General features: G+C 44.5%; 17 protein-coding genes and 1 tRNA gene. 11 read left to right on the forward strand and 7 right to left on the reverse strand.

Going from position 1 to position 18,941, the window contains the following annotated elements:
• Positions 1–279 precede the first annotated feature (279 nt).
• Both LRQ06_RS09865 and LRQ06_RS09870 read left to right on the forward strand, forming a co-directional pair.
• Positions 280–921 carry a MarC family protein gene (locus tag LRQ06_RS09865; protein ID WP_232766168.1) on the forward strand — a complete coding sequence of 214 codons (642 nt, stop codon included), beginning with the start codon at positions 280–282 and terminating at the stop codon, positions 919–921.
• Between the two features lie 86 nt (positions 922–1,007).
• The gene (locus LRQ06_RS09870) at positions 1,008–2,474 is read left to right on the forward strand and encodes a diguanylate cyclase (protein WP_232766169.1); all 1,467 of its coding nucleotides are present in this window, start codon (positions 1,008–1,010) and stop codon (positions 2,472–2,474) included.
• A gap of 50 nt (positions 2,475–2,524) precedes the next feature.
• Here LRQ06_RS09870 and LRQ06_RS09875 read toward each other — a convergent pair whose 3' ends face one another.
• Positions 2,525–3,670 (reverse strand): iron-containing alcohol dehydrogenase, encoded by a 1,146-nt coding sequence (locus LRQ06_RS09875; protein WP_232766170.1) that lies wholly within the window; start codon positions 3,668–3,670, stop codon positions 2,525–2,527.
• A gap of 124 nt (positions 3,671–3,794) precedes the next feature.
• Between LRQ06_RS09875 and LRQ06_RS09880 the strand changes: the two genes are divergently transcribed.
• The 6 genes from LRQ06_RS09880 to LRQ06_RS09905 all read left to right on the forward strand — a co-directional run bounded on the left by LRQ06_RS09880 (position 3,795) and on the right by LRQ06_RS09905 (position 10,188).
• Positions 3,795–4,685 (forward strand): AraC family transcriptional regulator, encoded by an 891-nt coding sequence (locus tag LRQ06_RS09880; RefSeq protein ID WP_232766171.1) that lies wholly within the window; start codon positions 3,795–3,797, stop codon positions 4,683–4,685.
• A gap of 249 nt (positions 4,686–4,934) precedes the next feature.
• Positions 4,935–6,161 (forward strand): ribokinase, encoded by a 1,227-nt coding sequence (gene rbsK / locus LRQ06_RS09885; protein WP_232766172.1) that lies wholly within the window; start codon positions 4,935–4,937, stop codon positions 6,159–6,161.
• A gap of 27 nt (positions 6,162–6,188) precedes the next feature.
• Positions 6,189–7,127, forward strand: coding sequence for a dihydrodipicolinate synthase family protein (locus LRQ06_RS09890; protein WP_232766173.1), 939 nt, complete (start codon positions 6,189–6,191; stop codon positions 7,125–7,127).
• 43 nt (positions 7,128–7,170) lie between these two features.
• A complete protein-coding gene (locus tag LRQ06_RS09895) occupies positions 7,171–8,127 on the forward strand; it encodes a tripartite tricarboxylate transporter substrate binding protein (protein WP_232766174.1) in 957 nt (318 codons plus the stop codon).
• Positions 8,128–8,226: 99 nt separating this feature from the next.
• Entirely contained in the window at positions 8,227–8,667 is a 441-nt protein-coding gene (locus LRQ06_RS09900; protein WP_232766175.1) for a tripartite tricarboxylate transporter TctB family protein, read from the forward strand.
• A gap of 9 nt (positions 8,668–8,676) precedes the next feature.
• On the forward strand, positions 8,677–10,188 hold the full coding sequence (locus LRQ06_RS09905; protein ID WP_232766176.1) for a tripartite tricarboxylate transporter permease: 1,512 nt from the start codon (positions 8,677–8,679) through the stop codon (positions 10,186–10,188).
• 60 nt (positions 10,189–10,248) lie between these two features.
• Here the strand turns inward: LRQ06_RS09905 and LRQ06_RS09910 are convergent, their stop codons facing one another.
• Positions 10,249–10,800 carry a sugar O-acetyltransferase gene (locus LRQ06_RS09910; protein ID WP_308218825.1) on the reverse strand — a complete coding sequence of 184 codons (552 nt, stop codon included), beginning with the start codon at positions 10,798–10,800 and terminating at the stop codon, positions 10,249–10,251.
• A 280-nt stretch (positions 10,801–11,080) separates the two neighbouring features.
• Between LRQ06_RS09910 and LRQ06_RS09915 the strand changes: the two genes are divergently transcribed.
• The gene (locus LRQ06_RS09915; RefSeq protein ID WP_232766177.1) at positions 11,081–11,677 is read left to right on the forward strand and encodes a glutathione S-transferase family protein; all 597 of its coding nucleotides are present in this window, start codon (positions 11,081–11,083) and stop codon (positions 11,675–11,677) included.
• 291 nt (positions 11,678–11,968) lie between these two features.
• Entirely contained in the window at positions 11,969–12,553 is a 585-nt protein-coding gene (locus tag LRQ06_RS09920; protein WP_232766178.1) for a DJ-1/PfpI family protein, read from the forward strand.
• A 363-nt stretch (positions 12,554–12,916) separates the two neighbouring features.
• Here the strand turns inward: LRQ06_RS09920 and LRQ06_RS09925 are convergent.
• From LRQ06_RS09925 to rpsU, 5 genes are all read right to left on the reverse strand, one after another.
• Positions 12,917–12,993: transfer RNA gene (locus tag LRQ06_RS09925), tRNA-Ile, on the reverse strand.
• 143 nt (positions 12,994–13,136) lie between these two features.
• Positions 13,137–15,029, reverse strand: a complete 1,893-nt coding sequence (gene rpoD, locus LRQ06_RS09930; RefSeq protein WP_232766179.1) for an RNA polymerase sigma factor RpoD — start codon at positions 15,027–15,029, stop codon at positions 13,137–13,139.
• Between the two features lie 97 nt (positions 15,030–15,126).
• Positions 15,127–16,872, reverse strand: a complete 1,746-nt coding sequence (gene dnaG, locus LRQ06_RS09935; protein ID WP_232766180.1) for a DNA primase — start codon at positions 16,870–16,872, stop codon at positions 15,127–15,129.
• Between the two features lie 99 nt (positions 16,873–16,971).
• A complete protein-coding gene (locus LRQ06_RS09940; protein ID WP_232766181.1) occupies positions 16,972–17,415 on the reverse strand; it encodes a GatB/YqeY domain-containing protein in 444 nt (147 codons plus the stop codon).
• A 28-nt stretch (positions 17,416–17,443) separates the two neighbouring features.
• Positions 17,444–17,659 carry a 30S ribosomal protein S21 gene (rpsU, locus tag LRQ06_RS09945; RefSeq protein ID WP_001145625.1) on the reverse strand — a complete coding sequence of 72 codons (216 nt, stop codon included), beginning with the start codon at positions 17,657–17,659 and terminating at the stop codon, positions 17,444–17,446.
• A 239-nt stretch (positions 17,660–17,898) separates the two neighbouring features.
• On the opposite strand from rpsU, the gene tsaD reads away from it, so the two are divergent.
• Complete coding sequence (gene tsaD, locus LRQ06_RS09950; RefSeq protein ID WP_232766182.1) at positions 17,899–18,915, forward strand: tRNA (adenosine(37)-N6)-threonylcarbamoyltransferase complex transferase subunit TsaD; 1,017 nt, start codon at positions 17,899–17,901, stop codon at positions 18,913–18,915.
• Positions 18,916–18,941: the final 26 nt, after the last annotated feature.

Below are 18,941 nucleotides of genomic sequence, written 5' to 3' on the forward strand. Positions count from 1 at the left end.
GTGTCATTAACGCTTCAGTTTAATGAGGCTTTTATTGCAAATGTTTTACCTGAAGGGACGATGGTGTACAGCCCGAAGAGTACTTGGCCTATGATAAGCTAAATACTAATAATGAATTTATCTTATTGTTTATCATTAGATAATTGGTTTTTCTGAAATCGATAATGAGTTTTTGGGTTCCGGTAACCCAATTACTTATAGCAATCCATGAGAGGGTTGTGTATAAAACAGAGAAAAGAATGTTTTCTAACCGAAGCCGTACTGTAAGGAGAATCAGGTTTGGACGTAATAGTGACGCATGCCATTTCTGTATTCATGGGTTTTTTTGCCATTATGAACCCCATCGCGAATACGCCTGTTTTTTTAGGGCTGACTTCAGAAGAAACGCATGAGCAGAGAAAAAAAGTGGCATTGATGGCCTTAGCTCTCAGCTTTATTATTGTGGCTGTGTTTGCCGTTGCCGGAAAAATGATTTTTGATTTGTTCGGAATTACCCTGCCGGCTTTCCGGATTACGGGTGGTGTGTTAGTCGCTCTGGTCGGATATCACATGCTGCAGGGAGGACAACATTCATCCATTCAGCATCCGAGTGATGAAGATAAAGAAAGCAGTATGGATGCTATTATGAATATTGCCATTTCACCTCTGGCCATGCCTATTCTTGCCGGGCCAGGTACGATAGCGACGGCGATTAATTTTTCATCCTCCGGCCGTATCAGTGATTTGGTCGTGACTGTGGGTGCTTTTTTTGTTCTGTGCCTTATTAGTTATATATTTTTTATTTTTGGCGAAAAATTTGTTCGTTATCTTGGAGATAATGGCATCAAGGTTGTGACCCGTCTAATGGGGCTGATTCTGGCCGTCATTGGTGTTCAGATGCTGATTGCAGGTATCGGAGGTGCTATTACCCAACTGCACTGATATTCTTTCCGGATTATGGACGGTTTGGTTGATGTGAACTAATATGATACAAAGGGAATATAGGGCAGCCAGAGTAAGGAGTAAAAATGGTCAGCTATGAGGTAGGATCAAGAAGTACGGGGTGGCTGCTCGCTATTTCTATTGCTCTTTTTCTTATTCTCGATTTAAGTCTGTTAGGCCTGAACTTTCGAATAACCAAAGAAGTATCTGAAGATGCTTTGGTGATAAATTTGGCCGGTCGTCAGAGAATGCTAACACAACGGATGTCAAAAGTTGCGTTTCAGATAGATCCGGAACAGGTGTCTTCTCCGGAGTCGAAAGTTCTGATGACGCGTTTCCATGATGCTTACTGGCTGTTTACAAAGACGCTGGATGCGTTTTATTACGGTGGAGAGATTAGAGATGCTGAACTCAACACCGTCACGATTAACCGTATTAATATCCCGGAAGCCAGAGACATCTTATTTCATGCCCGTAAACTTAGCCTTCATCTTGCCCCATTAATTAAAACTATCACGGATAAAGGACTGACCGGGACCAGCCTTGCTAAGGTGAAAAAGATACTGGTTAGCACTGATGAAGAAATGCTGGGTATGATGAATCGGCTTACGGTGATTGTTGAAAAGAACTCGAAGCAGAAAACAAGAACCTTGCGGATGATCCAGCTTGTCACCTTCTGTCTGGCTTTACTCAATTTTGCCGAAATTATCCGGTTGTTCCGGAAAATTCATAACCAGTCTAAAGACATGGTGAGCATTCTTGATGCGCTTTTTCAGTCCACTAACGCGGCGCTGATTGTATTCTCAGCCGATCAGCGAGTGTTAATGAGTAATCAGTTTGCCTGCCATTTTCTGGGATATTCTGCCCGCGAGCTGAAAAATATGAACCGAAATGCATTGTTATTAGAAGGCTCCGGGAAAGATGGTAGTGAGAAATGCCTGACAATCGATGGGAAAGAAATTGATGTTGAGGTGAATGAAAGAACGGTTATCCATAAAGGAAATAAACTGAGTGTATTGACCATTATGGATATTTCCACTCATGTTGAAAGAGAAAGAAATGATCCGTTAACCGGTATACAGAATAGGCACGCTTTATCTCTGGCCCTTGATATAAAATCTGAACAGGTACAGACTATCGGCGGACGGTTTGCCTGCTTTTTTCTGGATCTTGATAATTTTAAAGTAATTAATGATCAGTACGGTCATGAGGCTGGGGATAATGTTCTGAAATGTTTTGCTGGTCGTCTGAAACATACTCTAAGAGACAGTGATTTAATTTATCGCTTTGGCGGCGATGAATTTATTATTCTGGTTGATCTGACCGCGGATAATAAATCCATTGATTCTATTTTTCAGAAACTGGACTCGATGATGCGACAGCCGTTCAGCCTGTCATCACTGATTTCGGTTAGGCTTTCACTGAGTGCCGGGGTTGCTGTTTATCCTGACGATACTACGGATACAGATGAGCTGCTAAACATGGCAGACAGGTCAATGTACCGTACCAAGAATGGTACGAAAAAAGAAATTGTATATCAGCAAATTAGCTAAGGCAGGCGATAAAAGCCTGCCTTTTCCGTTTGATGTTATTGTCCAGATATTCAGACGATGGCCGAATTAAGGATCTCTTTTGCAACATCCGGTGTGATGGACTGACTCTCTCCTAATGCGACCATTCCGTGCTGTTTTAATTTTTGGATTACAATTTCAACCGCTTTCTCTTTGGTTTCTTCATAATCTTTGAATTGCGTAGATACCCCTAGCTGGTGGTAAAAGGCTTCAATGGCATCAATCGTTTCTTCTGCTGAACAAGTGTTTTTCAGTCCAAAAACATTGCGACCCATCTGTTCCAGCTTTTCCCGTTTGGCATCAATCTGACTACGTAACAATGACGGGTGAATGATTGCCAGTGAACGGGCATGATCGACTCCCCATAGCGCGGTGAATTCATGGCCAATCATGTGTGTGGCCCAGTCCTGAGGCACACCGGCACCAATCAGTCCGTTCAGAGCCTGGTTTGCTGACCACATCAGATTTGCCCGCCACTGATCGTTATCCCGGTCAGCGAATTGTTCTCCTAACACTTTCAGACTTTTCAGCAGACCTTCTGCGTAGTTATCCTGAACATAAGCATTAACAGGGTAAGTAATATACTGCTCGCAGACATGGACCCAGGCATCAACCAGTCCGTTTAGCAACTGGCGTTCCGGCAGTGTTTTCATCACATCCGGATCAAGAACGGCGAATTTAGGCTGAGCGGGGATGGCTTTAAGGACCAGTTTATCATGCGTTTCTTTTTTGGTAATGACGGCACCACAGTTGGATTCTGAGCCAGTTGCCGGCAGAGTTAGAATTGCGCCAACCTGAATCGCATCCCTGACATCGGATTTTTTTGTCAGGAGATCCCAGCCATCGCCATCGTATTTTGCCGCCGCAGAAATGTATTTTGAACCATCGATTACGGAACCGCCACCTACAGCTAAAATGAAGCCGATGTTTTCAGACTTCGCTATTGCAACGGCTTTGTCGAGGGTTTCTTTTGTCGGGTTTGGTTCAACTCCGGAAAATTCCAGCCAGGTATGTTGGTCAAGCGCTTCTTTAACCTGATCATAGACACCGTTTTTTTTAATCGACCCTCCGCCATAGACAACCAGTACCTTTTTATCTGTAGGAATTGCCTGAGTAATCGTTGCGATTTGACCCTGACCAAAGAAAATTTGAGTTGGATTTGAATACGTAAATTGCATCACATTTCCTTTTCTGATAGACATGTACTTTTTTGTTTTACCATGTGCATAATAGTACTTAAATTTATAGTTACATAGGCTGGATTCTCCATATTTAATGCCTATTTCTACAGGATTGCATTTTATGTCATTAATCAAGCTGTTAGAAACGTACATTGAACAGAATGAATTACAGTCGCTTGATGGCATTCATCAGACGCAGATACCGGGAGTCCTCATTTACCGCAGTCCTTATGGCAGCGATAGGCAGCCGTTGGTTTACCAGTCGGGAATTCTGATTTTGGCTCAGGGCTATAAGAATATTTATCTGGATCAACAGTCGGTGACCTATGGAGCGAATGACTATCTGGTGGTGGGCGTGCCTTTACCTTTAGAGTGTGAATCTTTTGTGGAAGAGGGGAAGCCATTATTGGGTATTTCCATCCGGATTCCTCCGGGTGTATTGCAAAAGGTGGTGCAGAAAATTGAAGCATCCGGATACAGCCGGAAACCGGGCACCTGCGAGTTAGGGTGTGGGCTGCGATCCGTGTCGATGGGAAAAGATATTCAGGATGCATCCATCCGGTTAACGGCATCACTGTGTCATGATCTGGAAGCGAAAGTGCTGGGTGAATCGTTGCTGGAGGAGCTTATTTTCCGGGTGCTGATGAGCAAAGAAGGGCATGTTTTGTTCGATCTGGCTCATCAGGAAGGGCATTACGCCCGGGTTGCGGGGATTCTGAACCGGGTTCATCAGGACTATAGCCAAAACCTGACAATCAACGATTTGGCAAAAGATGCCAACATGAGCATTTCGGCTTTCCATCAGGCCTTTCGTCATGTGACCATGGAATCGCCTTTGCAGTACATTAAAAAAGTCAGACTGAATAAGGCAAAGGAGCTGATTCAGCTTGAAGGCCGTAAAGTTAATGAGGCGGCCCGCATGGTGGGTTACACCAGTCCTTCACAGTTTCACCGAGAATATAAACGTCTGTTTAAAGAGACCCCGGGAGACCGAAAACAAAGTGCTTATTAAGAAGAGAAACTTGTCTTTTTCTTTCCTTACAGCATACGCTTTCACTTTTCTTTCAGTAAGATAAATCTTAACTAATTGTCATATATGGCTTTTATTTAAATGTAAGAACAAAAAGTGTGCAAGGTCACATTTTTTGTTTTTCTAACACGTCATTTTTGTTTGTTTTTGTTTGTCTGGTTTTTGTTTGAGTTCTCTCTCATCTATCTGAACTGAACTTTATAAAATAACGTCATCAAAAAGGGTTTGGGTATGTATCGAGAAAGACGCCGGGAACAGATTATTAGTGTATTGCGCCGTCAGGGACAATTGAGCGTAAGCCATCTTGCGGATGTGTTTAAAGTTACGAAAGAAACGATCCGATCGGATCTTCAACATCTGCAAAAAGCCGGGCTGGTTACCCGGTATCATGGCGGTGCTTCTCTGAAAAAGCACTTAATGCAAGCTGAATTAACACATGATGGCGATTTAAATATCAGCCATTTAATGCAGTCTCAGCGTCAAAGTCATCACATGGTTCAGAAAGGAAGACCGGACACAATGATTGGGAAAGTATGCGTATTTGGTTCTTTTAATGTGGATATTGTGGCGAAAGTTCCCCGTTTCCCTAAAAACGGGGAAACACTGGTGGCCCGAGAAGCCACGTTTGGACCCGGAGGAAAAGGAGCTAATCAGGCTCTGGCTGCAAACCGGGCCGGTGCAAAGGTTCATTTTGCAACAAAAGTTGGAAACGATCAGTTTAATTCCTTTGCCCAGAATCATCTCGAATCCTGTGGTATTGATTCGTTCACGCTCTATGAATCAGAGACCGAATCAACCGGAAGTGCAGTTATTTATGTTAACGATGAAGGTGAAAATATTATTGCAATTTCTCCGGGGGCCAATAAGCAGGTAACCAGTGAAGAAGTGGCAGAGCTGATGCCTTTCATTAATGATTCGAAGGTGTTGCTGGTTCAGTTAGAAAATAATTTTGATGCGCTTGATGGGGTTATCCAACTGGCGAATGGCTTAAAAGTACAGGTTATTCTTAATCCGGCGCCTTATGCGGCAGAGGTTGAGCGTTTTTTACCAAAGATTGATCTGATTACCCCCAATGAGACTGAAGCTTCTGCGATGTCCGGTGTTGAAGTGTTAGATGTGGAATCGGCTAAAAGAGCGTCTTCTATCATTCATCAGAAAGGTGCGAAATCGGTATTGATCACTTTGGGTAAGCAGGGTGTCGTTATCTTTAATGGCGAAAATCATTACCACATTCCGGCTTATTCGGCGGTGGCCGTCGATACAACCGGTGCGGGAGATGCTTTCAACGGGGCATTGGCCGCGTCTTTAGCCAAAGGAATGAACCTGTCTCAGGCTGCACATTATGCGACGGCGTTCGCGTCATTAGCGGTAGAAAAAGAGGGTGCCGCAAATATGCCGAATGAAGCGGAAGTCGAAGCCCGCATGGTTCAACAACAAATTTCTGTGACCGCGATTTAGCCGGTTACTATTAGTAGGACAGAGAAAATGAAAAAGATTGAAGGTATCGTTCCGGTTATGTTGACCCCTTTTACAGAGGACAACAACATTGATTACCCGGCATTAGAACGTCTTATCGACTGGTATATTGATAATGGTGCGGATGCGTTGTTCGCTGTTTGTCAGTCAAGTGAAATGTTATTTCTTTCTCTTGAAGAACGGGTTGAGTTATCAGCATTTGTGGTAGAAAAAACCGCCGGTCGGATCCCGGTGATTTCTTCCGGACATATTTCCAGAGAGCTGGACAAACAGATAGAAGAGCTGGCCGCAGTAGCGGATACCGGTTGTGGTGCCGTGGTATTGGTGACCAATCGTTTAGACCCTGATAATGAGGGTACCGATACCTTTATCCGTCATGTCGATGCTATTTTAGAAGCACTGCCATCCGGTACTCTGTTTGGTCTGTATGAATGCCCGGCGCCTTACCGTCGTTTGCTGACGGATGAAGAACTGAGTTACTGTGCCAATACAGGGCGTTTTGTGGCTTTGAAGGATGTGAGCTGCGATTTAGAAACTGTGACCAGACGGGTTAAAGTGGTTGAAGGGACACCTCTTGCCATTATTAATGCAAATGCCGCCATTGCATATGATGCTATCAAAGCCGGTTCTAAAGGATTTAGTGGTGTCTTCACGAATTTCCATCCGGACCTTTATCACTGGCTGTATCATCATTCCGATCAGGATCCTAAGTTCGCTGAAAGATTAGCGCATTTTTTATCTCTCAGCGCCGTAACGGAGAATTTGGGCTACCCAAAGAATGCGAAAGAATTTCATCTGAGACAAAAACTGGGCACATTTACCAGTGCCCATTGCCGTGCGGTCAGTGATGACGTGATTGAGAAATTTTGGGCTTTAGATGTCATTCTGGACCAAATCGCCGATGCGGATATTGCTTACCGTCAGGACATCCAACAACGTAACCCTTAAATTAAAAAGCACAGATTATAACGATAATACAGGAGCATCCAATATGAAACGTACCCTACTTATTACCGCAATTGCCTCGTCGGTATTAGCATCAACCTCGGCCATGGCTGCCTGGCCTGATAAACCGATTAAAATTATTGTTCCATGGGGAGCCGGAGGAAATACTGACACCGTTGCCCGTCTTGTTGCCGAAGGTTTGCAGGAAGAACTGGGTGTAAATGTTAACGTAATCAACCGTACCGGTGGTGCCGGAGTGGTTGGTCATGATGCGATGGCGAAAGCAAAACCGGACGGTTACACGTTAGGGGTTGCGACCGTTGAAATTGCGATGATGCACCATCAGGGCATGACCAGTCTGGACTACACAAATTATACTCCGATTACCCGTCTTGCTGTGAACCTGGGTGGCATACAGGTTGCTGAAAATTCTAAATTCAAGAACATCAAACAATTGACGGATTATATTAAAGCCCATCCGGGTGAGCTTAAGGCATCAGGAAGCGGACTGAACTCCGGTTGGCACCTGAATCTGATTGGTATGCTGGATGCGATGGGATTGCCGTCGAATGCGGTGACCTTTGTTCCGTCTGAAGGCTCAAGCTCAGCGCTGATGGAACTCGTCTCCGGGGGGATTGATTTTACCACGTCGTCCCCGGGTGAAGCCCGTAGTATGGTTCAGGCCGGAATGGTCCGAAATCTGGCGACTATGGCTGAGAAAGCCGATGGTCTGTATAAAGATGTGCCGGTTTTCCAGAAAGCAACACCTTATAAATACAGTTTTTCCACATGGAACAGCCTTGTCGCACCGGCTGGCGTACCTGAAGACGTTGAGAAAAAACTGATTTCAACCATGAAGAAAGTTTTCTCTGAAGGAAAAATTCAACAATATGCGACCAAACAGGGATTCGAAATTTATCCTCTGTATGGGAAGGATATGGTGAACTTTATGAAATCAGAAGATGAAAAGTACGGCAAACTTATCAGTAAGCTGAAAAAATAAATTGAGTCGCTAACCGATATTGAGGTGCAAAGTGACCTCAATATCGGTGTTCATGTTTTTGTTACTACCTATCACTGAAACGTCACATGTAGGTGTCCCATGCGTACCGTTCCTTTTTCCCAATTTTTTATTGGTGTATTTGCCTTAGTAATTTTTGTTACAAGTATCCATTTGTATGGAGGCGTCGATGAATTCGGTGCCGGATTTATGCCTACTGTATTAAGTGGTTTGTTGTTTTTCTTTACTGCTCTTGATGGTTTTATCCAGTGCCGGAAAGAAACAAAGGTGATGGACCAGTTCACCGGAAAGGAGTGGAAAGCCATATTCTTAATCATTGTTGCCGTCGCTCTTTTTGTCTGGCTGCTTGATATTCTGGGATTCTTAATCAGTGCGATTGCTTTGTTGTTTTGCCTGATGATGATCCGGCGAAAAGAAAAAGTTCTGTTTGCTCTGGTCTTGTCCGTGATGACTGCTTCCATTATTTATTATGTTTTTGCTCACGTGCTTATGGTGGATCTGCCATCGGGTTTCTGGCAATAGGAGAACGTTATGTCAGTTTTATTGAGTGCTTTTCATTATATTGATCTCAGTGCAATTCTGGCTATTATTGCCGCCGGGTTATTCGGTCTTTTTGTCGGTTCAATCCCAGGGTTAACTGCAACCATGGCAGTGGCGTTAATGGTTCCGTTTACTTTCTTTATGGATCCGATTCCGGCACTGGCTCTGATGATTTCCATTGGCGCATCGTCAATATACGCCGGTGACATTCCCGGGGCGCTGCTCCGGATTCCGGGCACACCGGCATCTGCAGCTTATGTTGCCGACTCGAACGAGCTGGTAAAGCAGGGGAAATTAAACCGTGTTTTAGGGCTGGGGTTAGCCAGTTCGGTTATCGGTGGTTTGATCGGGGCGGTTATCTTAATGCTTGCGGCACCATTGCTGGCAAAGTTTGCCTTAAAATTCAGTTCTTATGAATACACCTGGCTGTCTCTTCTTGGGTTAACCTGTGCCACACTGGTGGTCGGTAATCAGCCATTAAAAGGATTGGTGACACTGTGTTTAGGGCTTCTTCTGGCGTGTGTCGGTTATGATCAGATTACCGGAGTGCCCCGGTTTACGTTTGGTCAGGTAAGTATGTTGCAGGGGATCAGTTTTATTCCCGCTATGATCGGTTTATTTGCGATTTCCGGTGCCATTGAATATTACGCCGATAAGATTAAAGATATCCGTGAAAGCGCACCGAAAACCGAGTCTAATTTCAATTTGTTTAAAGGCATATCCGGGCGTTTATGGAAAAGCAAGCTGAGTATTCTCCGCAGCAGTGTTCTGGGGACTCTGATCGGGGCACTTCCGGGGGCCGGAGCCGATATTGCCGCCTGGATTTCATATGCACTGTCTCAGAAGTTTTCAAAAACGCCGGAGCAGTATGGTAAAGGATCGGAAGAAGCCATTGTCGACTCATCGAGCAGTAACAATGCCAGTCTTGCCGGAAGCTGGATTCCTTCTCTCGTTTTCGGTATCCCGGGCGATTCGGCAGCGGCCATTATCATCGGTGTGCTTTATATGAAAGATATGAACCCCGGGCCAACGCTGTTTTTATTCCAGCCGGATAAGTTGTATGCCGTGTTTATCTTATTCTTTATTGCCAACTTAATGCTGTTACCAATGGCACTGTTAGTGGTCAACTTTATTAAGCGCATTATTTACGTCGATAAAGCGGTTCTATACCCGGTTATCATCTTGTTCAGCATGGTCGGCTCGTTTGCGATCAATAATTCCGTCTCATCGATTTTTGTTATGTTGGGGATGGGGGTTCTGGGCTACTTGCTGCAGCGTAACCACTATCCGATTTCACCAATTATTTTAGGGATGATACTGGGCCCGATGCTGGAGAAAAATCTGTTGTCGTCGCTGATTAAGTCCGGCGGGAACGTGATTGAATTTGTTGAGCGTCCGGTATCAATGGTTTTAGCCGGGTTATTCTTTGTTGTAGTTGTGATGCAGATTCGCAATATTATCAAAGCTGCCCGGAATGGCCGTTCAGGGGCAATGCCTTCCTGACCTAATCAGTTAGCGGAACTACGTTGATACAATTTAAGGCCGTAGCCATGTGCTCCGGCCTTAAATTGTTTTCAGTATTCTGGCGGGATTGCCGCCGATAACCACGTTATCCCCAAAGCTTTTGGTAACAACGGCACCGGATGCGACAACGACATTGTTTCCCAGTGTAACACCCGGGTTTATGGTCGCGTGTCCTCCAATCCAGCAATTATCGCCGATGGTGATGGGTTTTGCGTATTCCAGTCCGGCCGCTCTTTTCTTCGGATCAGTTGGGTGGGTTGCCGTATATATGCCTACCTGAGGTGCAATTAAACAGTCGCGGCCAATACGAACCTCGGCAACATCCAAAATAACGCAGCCAAAATTGGCGAAAAAGTTGTCGCCGACATGAATATTTTTCCCATACTCACAGTTAAAAACCGATTCTATGTGGAAGACTTTTCCGGTTGAACCAAATAAAGCGCGGATGATCCGGTGTCTTTCTTCCGGTTTTTCTGCACTGGTTTGATTTAATGTTTCGGTGAGCAGCCGTGCTCTGAGCCGCATGGCAATGAGTTCAGAATCGTCCGGATCGTAATATTCTCCGGAGAGCATTTTTTCTTTTTCTGTCACAAGCAAACTACTCCCGATACGGATTAACACATAAAGTTAATATATCCGTTTGTCGTCGTCTGACCTAGTGATTTTTATTTTAAAAAAACAGGCTGGATAGTGAGCTTTCTTTGTCTGAGTGGCATTGACCATGAGTGGAGGTTACTCATTTTTGAAAGAAGGACTATTTATAAATATGATGGTAACGGTGGCGGTTGTGTTGCATTTAAACAACCAAACAAGGATATTGGTATTTTGCTAACCACCGCGGGCGTATTCGTTGGTATAAAGGGAGATTTACGTGAAGGTATATGGAGATATCCAGTCAGGAAACTGCTACAAGGTTAAATTGCTGTTGTCATTTTTAGGACTTAAACATGAATGGTGTCACATGAATATCTTAGATGGTGAGACCAGAACAAAGGAATTTTTGTCGATTAATCCGAATGGGAAAATCCCAACGGTTGTGATGGATGATGGCCGTTGTTTGTCGGAGTCTAATGCAATTCTTGGTTATTTTGCTGATGAAACCGTCTTTATACCTACGGGTAAATACGATAAGGCTAAAATGTACGAGTGGCTTTTTTTTGAGCAATACAGCCATGAGCCATTTATTGCGGTGGCCCGTTATATACAAAAATACCTTGGTATGCCGGAATCAAGGGTAGAGGAATACCATTCGCTACAGTCTGGTGGTAATAATGCGTTGTCGATTATGGACAGCCAATTAGGGCAAACAGACTATCTTGTCGGTCATCAGCTGACGATTGCTGATATTGCTTTATATGCGTACACGCACGTCGCACATGAAGGTGGCTTCGATCTGTCTCTTTATCCGAATATTCAGGCATGGTGCAAACGAATCCGGGAGCGTGAAGGCTACGTGGGTATGGTTTAGCTAAAACGGCTCAGAGTGTTTTTAGCTTTGCGTTATGGTTTTATGGTGTACGGACGATTTTTAGTTGATAGTATTCGCGATGAGGAGTGATCTCGCAGGTAAAAATGCACTGGATAGTCAAGTTTTAGCAAAAGCTCTCTTTAGCAAAAGCTCTCTTTGGCAAAAATTCAAATGCATGACAAGGCAATTAAGGTGATTTCTTTTGCTCGGTGGTTTTGGTTTGGAGCCCGGAGAGCTCTTCTGGTTCGGTGGGACACACCTCATCGCAGGCATTAAGTGCATGGAGGCACAATGAATATTGGTATCTATATTTACGATCAAGCAGAAGTTCTTGATTTTTCGGGTCCGTTTGAAGTTTTCAGTACAGCGAAAAGATTAGGTGCTGATGGTCTGAACGTGTTTCTGATTTCAGAAAACTCTAAACCAGTTGTAGCCCGTGGCGGCTTTAAAGTTCTGCCTGATTACACGCTACAGAATCATCCTCAGATGGATTTACTTGTCGTTGTCGGTGGAGTACACACCGATGAAATGTATAAACCAAATATCCTGACGTGGCTGGCTTCTGTTGAACCTCTTACTGTTGAAATCGCATCAGTGTGTACCGGTGTATTTCTTTTAGCTCAGGCTGGTTTAATAAAAAAATTAACAGTGACTACCCACTGGGAAGATATTCCTGATCTATCTGCTCAGTTTCCGGATTTAAAAGTCATTTCTGACCAACGTTGGGTCACTTCCGGAAAGTTCACTACTTCTGGTGGCATTTCTGCGGGTATAGACATGAGTTTACATCTTGTGTCAAAACACTACGGTAAGCCGTTTGCGGAGACTGTAGCAAGACAAATGGAGTACAACTGGCAGGAGGAGAGTAGGCAATAATTGCTAGAGGCCTCTGATGCCTGACAAACGCAATTCACTGTTTAACCTTTTCGTTTAAGACAATATTCAACTTGGGGGGCATGAGTTGTGCCCGTTAGGCGGGCAATAGTCATTAACAGGAGATTTCATTCAATAAAACTGTTCATCAATATCAAAATGAGCAGCAATATCGCTTTGTTCGAACGTTTAGGTTACAGGGTTTATAAGCGGGCTTGTGTTGATGGCTATGATCGTGTGTATATGGAGAAGAAGTTACAAAATAGCTGATAATTGCTTCAGCCGACTTTAATTGTATATATGTTTACAGTAGTCAGAAACGATAAAGGCTTAGCATTAAAAGTAATGCTAAGCCTTTAATAAATATGGTGGGCCTTCCGGGACTTGAACCCAGGACCTGCCGATTATGAGTCGGATGCTCTAACCAACTGAGCTAAAGGCCCCATGTAGGGGGATGATTATAGGGGAATGCCGTCGTGCTGTCCACCCTGTATAGGGGGTAATTCCGCTTATATTTTATTCACTTAAACCAATAAAAATAAAAAAGGTGAGCGTTTGCTCACCTTTTGTCCGATCAATAATGTGATTACTCATCAAGGAAACTGCGAAGAGTCTCTGAACGGCTTGGATGACGTAATTTACGTAACGCTTTTGCTTCGATCTGACGAATACGTTCACGGGTTACATCAAACTGTTTACCTACTTCTTCCAAAGTATGGTCCGTGTTCATATCGATACCAAAACGCATACGAAGTACTTTGGCTTCACGAGGTGTCAGACCTGCCAGTACATCCCGGGTAGCGGCTCTTAAGCTGGTAGAGGTCGCCGAGTCTAACGGAAGTTCTAACGTTGTATCCTCGATAAAATCACCCAGATGCGAATCTTCATCGTCACCGATTGGGGTTTCCATGGAAATTGGCTCTTTAGCGATTTTTAGTACTTTACGTATTTTATCTTCCGGCATTGCCATACGTTCTGCCAATTCTTCCGGCAGAGGCTCACGGCCCATTTCCTGAAGCATTTGACGGGAGATACGGTTCAGTTTGTTGATAGTCTCGATCATGTGTACCGGAATACGGATGGTACGAGCCTGATCTGCAATGGAGCGGGTGATTGCCTGACGAATCCACCATGTTGCATAAGTCGAGAACTTATAACCACGGCGGTATTCAAATTTATCAACGGCTTTCATCAGACCGATGTTACCTTCCTGAATCAGATCAAGGAATTGTAAACCACGGTTGGTGTATTTCTTAGCAATAGAGATAACCAGACGTAAGTTCGCTTCGACCATTTCTTTTTTGGCCCGGCGGGCTTTCGCTTCGCCAATCGACATACGACGACTGATGTCTTTAATGCGGTTCACGCTCAGTTTGGTTTCTTCTTCGATGGCCTGAAGTTTCTGAATTGAGCGACGAATTTCTTCTTCGTTAGCTCGAATTTTCTCAGCGTATGGTTTATCCGATGCTAAGACGGTATCCAGCCACTCTTCATTGGATTCGTTATTGGTAAATACCGCAATAAATGATTTTTTCGGCATTTTTCCGTATTCAACAACCCGTCTCATGATCAGACGTTCCTGAGTACGGACACGATCCATTGAACCACGAAGTGAGTTAACAAGATGATCAAACTGTTTTGGCGTTAAACGAAATTCACGGAAGATATCCTGAACCAGATCCGTTGCCGACCTGGCTTCCGACGACATGTCGCCGTGTTCCTGAATAGCAACCTGATAGTTCTGGAAACGGGTTCTTAATTCGTTGAATTTCTCAAGAGCGAGTTCAGGGTCGATGCCGACATCTTCGTCTTCCTCTTCCTCTGTATCATCATCACTCTCTTCTTCGTCTTCTTCATTGCCATCTTTGTCTTTTTTGGCTTTGATAGAGAGTTCTTCATCTTCAAGATCAGAGCCGGTTAATTCCGAACCGATGTGAGTCGCTGTTGGTGCGGCCGTTTCATCAGCATCAGGATCGACAAACCCGGAAATGATGTCTGTCAGGCGAAGCTCTTCCGTCTGAACTTTGTCAAACTGTTCAAGAATGTAAGGAATGGTTCCCGGATATTCAGCAACAGAACTTTGAACCTGGTTGATACCTTCTTCGATACGTTTCGCTATATCAATTTCACCTTCACGGGTCAGTAGTTCAACTGTCCCCATTTCTCGCATGTACATGCGAACAGGATCGGTAGTTCGACCAATTTCATTTTCAACACTGGAAAGTGCAGCAGCTGCCGCTTCAGCGACTTCTTCGTCAGTTATATTTGTATCGTCATTCAGAGCTAAGTCATCGGCATCTGGGGCAGTCTCTACTACCTTGATACCCATGTCATTAATCATCTGAATAATGTCTTCTACCTGTTCAGAGTCGACTATTTCTGCAGGTAAGTGGTCATTTACTTCGGCGTAGGTCAGATAGCCTTGTTCTTTGCCTTTTACGACAAGTTGTTTTAGCTGTGACTGCGGATTTTGATCCATAGACGGTATCCAACTTCTATTCTGGTGACGGAAATGGTTGCTTAACGCAAACCACGTATTATAACAAATGTATCATTTGCTGACTACAGAAATAGGGTTACGCTTTCAAGTCGAGCATTAACGCGAGAAGCTCCCTTTTTTCATCGGCTGATAAACCGACACTTCGTTCTTTTGCCTGCAGATTTTCAATTTGCTTTTCAACACATTGGGCTAAAATTTTGTCCAACGAGTCTAAAAATATGTCTTTCTGATTATCATCGACAATGGGTATATCCCAGCTTGCCAATCGAGAAAGAAGCGCTTCATTTTGGCTGCTTCGCCAATGTTCAAGTAATTGGCCTGTTGAAACATGGGGATAATTTCGACACTTTTCAAGTACCTCTATTAATAAATTCAGCCCAGCTATTTTCAGTGTGGCGACGCCGGAAAGATCGGGCACCATATGAGCATAGCTTGGATTTTGTAAAAGCAAAGCAATGACTTCCCGCATTGGCGTGCGTTTTATTTCTCTGTGTGGCTGAGGCCGGATGCTATCGTTTTGTTTTACATTTGGTTTTTTATATACACCCGTTTTGTTTTCTAATAAGTGTAGTAATTGATCCTGCAGAGATTCGTCAGGAATTTTATAAATGAGAGGTAGAGTCAAAGCCTCCAGAGCGGCTTTGCCTTCAGTATTCCCGACATCCACCTGTTGTAACAGATGATTAAACAGGTATTTCGACATCGGTTCCGCATTTTTTATCTGTTGTTCAAATGCGTCCTTTCCGTGCTTACGGATATAGCTGTCAGGATCTTCGCCATCCGGAAGGAATAAAAATTTTAATACGTGTCCGCTTTTCAGATAACCAAGCGCATTTTCCAGAGCCCGCCAGGCCGCTTCTCTTCCCGCCCGGTCGCCATCGTAACAGCATACGACGGTAGAGGTTTGACGAAAGAGCAATTGCAGGTGGTCACCTGTTGTCGAGGTTCCCAGTGAAGCCACGGAATAATCAACCCCATACTGCGCGAGAGCCACCACATCCATATAGCCTTCGACGACCAGTATCTGTTGTGGTTCGCGATGAGCTTTCAGAACTTCGTAAAGGCCGTACAGCTCTTTTCCTTTATGGAAAATTGGGGTTTCCGGAGAGTTTAAATATTTTGGTGTGCCATCGCCGATAACACGGCCGCCGAAACCAATGACCCGGCCACGCCGGTCACGGATAGGAAACATTACCCGTCCGCGGAAGCGATCATAACGCCGGCCCTGATCATTTTCTATCAGCAATCCGCCGCTTAACAGCATGTCCTGAGTTGGTTTTTGTTTGCCAAACTCCTTGAGAATCGTATCCCATTCATCCGGGATATACCCGATCCCAAACTGCTGGGCAATTTCGCCGGACAGGCCCCGTTCGCGCAGGTAATCAATAGCAATTTTTGCCGATGGTTTTTTCAACTGCTGTGCGTAAAAACGGGCGACACTTTCCATCAGATCATAAAGTGACCTTTTTTGTTCTTTATTGGCCTGTGGTTTTCCGGAACTGAATCCTGAAGATGTACGCTGTTCTCTCGGAACTTCCAAACCTAAATAAGAGGCCAGTTCTTCGATGGCCTCAACAAAGTCAAGACGCTCGTATTCCATCATGAAGTCAATGGCATTGCCATGAACACCACAGCCGAAGCAGTGATAGAACTGTTTTTCCTGACTGACACTGAAAGAAGGGGTTTTTTCGTTATGAAAAGGACAGCAGGCCGAATAATTTTTGCCTTTCTTTTTAAGTTTTACGCGAGCATCGATGATGTCGACAATATCAAGCCGAGCCAATAAGTCATCGATAAATGTTCTGGGGATGTGTCCAGCCATAAAACCTAAAAAGAAAAAATTAAATTAGTGATGTCAGAGATACAACTAAGCCGTGCTTACCAGAGGATAGCACGGCTTGCTATAAATTGGAGTAGGGCATCAGCTAAGTTTAGCTTTCACTAAACCACTTACTTTTCCCATATCCGCACGCCCTTGGATTTGCGGTTTAAGCAATCCCATTACTTTTCCCATATCCTGCATGCTTTGAGCATTAGAATCAGCGATAGCTTTGTCAAGCAAAGCAGCGACTTCTTCATCAGAAAGTGGTTGAGGCATAAATTCCTCAAGAACTGTGATTTCAGCTTGTTCCGCGTCGGCCAGGTCTTGACGACCAGCTGACCCGTATTGGGCTACGGAGTCGCGACGTTGTTTCACCATTTTTGTCAGGATAACCACGATATCGTCGTCTGTGAGTGTAATTCTCTCATCAACTTCACGTCGTCTGATTTCTGACATGGCTAAACGTATAGTGCCAAGGCGTGGTTTATCCTTGGCTTTCATCGCTAATTTTTGCTCTTCTTTGATTCTATCAATAAGAGCCATAACTTAGTTCCTACCTGGAAATTAGCTATTAGTATAGGCGAACGCGACGAGCGTTTTCGCGAGCAAGCTTTTTAGCGTGACGCTTTTGAGCTGCTGCTTTAGCGCGTTTGCGAACTGTAGTTGGTTTTTCATAGTGCTCACGACGACGCACTTCTGAAAGGATACCTGCTTTTTCGCAAGAGCGCTTGAAACGACGCAGAGCTACGTCGAACGGTTCGTTTTCACGTACTTTAACTACTGGCATATGCCTTTCACCTCAGGGGTTATTCGTTAATGCTGGATTTTCATACTACAAGTAAGCTTAAAAATGGGCTTGCTTGGTTTTTAGCCAGCGAGATCAAAAATGGTGCGAAATTTTAATCCGAACGCATGGGCTTTGTAAAGCTTTTTGTCGATTATATCGTGCTCAGTGTTTGTTTGTCGGCGTCAGCCGAGGTAACATGACGCCAAATTTTAGCCATGTTTAAAGTATTCTGAAAAAATATGCGTATTTTAGGTATCGAAACCTCTTGTGATGAAACAGGAGTTGCAATCTATGATGATGAAAAGGGACTCCTTTCTCATCAGTTATATAGCCAGATAAAATTGCACGCTGACTATGGTGGTGTGGTACCCGAGCTGGCATCCCGGGATCATGTGAAGAAAGCTGTACCATTGATCCGGGCGGCAATGAAAGAAGCGGGATGTACGCCACAGGATATTGACGGTGTGGCTTATACGGCAGGTCCGGGGCTGATTGGAGCATTGCTGGTCGGGGCGACGATTGGACGCAGTCTTGCGTATGCCTGGAATGTGCCGGCGGTGCCTGTTCACCATATGGAAGGCCATTTACTGGCGCCGATGCTTGAAGATACGCCGCCGGAGTTTCCATTTGTTGCGGTCCTGGTGTCTGGCGGCCATAGCATGATGGTGGAAGTAAACGGGATCGGTGATTATAAGATTCTCGGGGAATCAATTGATGATGCTGCCGGTGAAGCGTTTGATAAAACAGCGAAGCTGATGGGATTAGATTATCCGGGTGGTCCTCTGTTAGCGAAACTGGCTGAAAAAGGAACGCCGGGACGATTTAAATTTCCTCGTCCAATGACTGACAGACCGGGGTTGGATATGAGTTTTTCCGGTCTGAAAACTTTTACGGCGAATACGATTGCGGCAAATGGCAATGATGAACAGACGCGGGCGGATATTGCTTTTGCGTTTCAGGAAGCAGTGTGCGATACATTGGTCATTAAATGTAAGAGGGCATTACAACAAACCGGGCTGAAACGAATCGTTATTGCCGGTGGTGTGAGTGCGAATAAACAGTTGCGGGCTGATCTGGCGGGACTGGCAAAAAAAGTAGGCGGTGATGTGTTCTATCCCCGGACCGAATTTTGTACCGATAATGGGGCCATGATTGCCTATGCCGGTATGCAGCGCTTAAAATGTGGTGAAACGGTAGGGCTTTCCATTCAGGCAACCCCTCGCTGGCCGATTGATCAACTAGAGCCGGTAAAATAATTTTTTCCGAATGAGAGAGTAGTCAT

This window comes from Vibrio salinus (genome assembly GCF_021272385.1).
Taxonomy (GTDB): domain Bacteria; phylum Pseudomonadota; class Gammaproteobacteria; order Enterobacterales; family Vibrionaceae; genus Vibrio; species Vibrio salinus.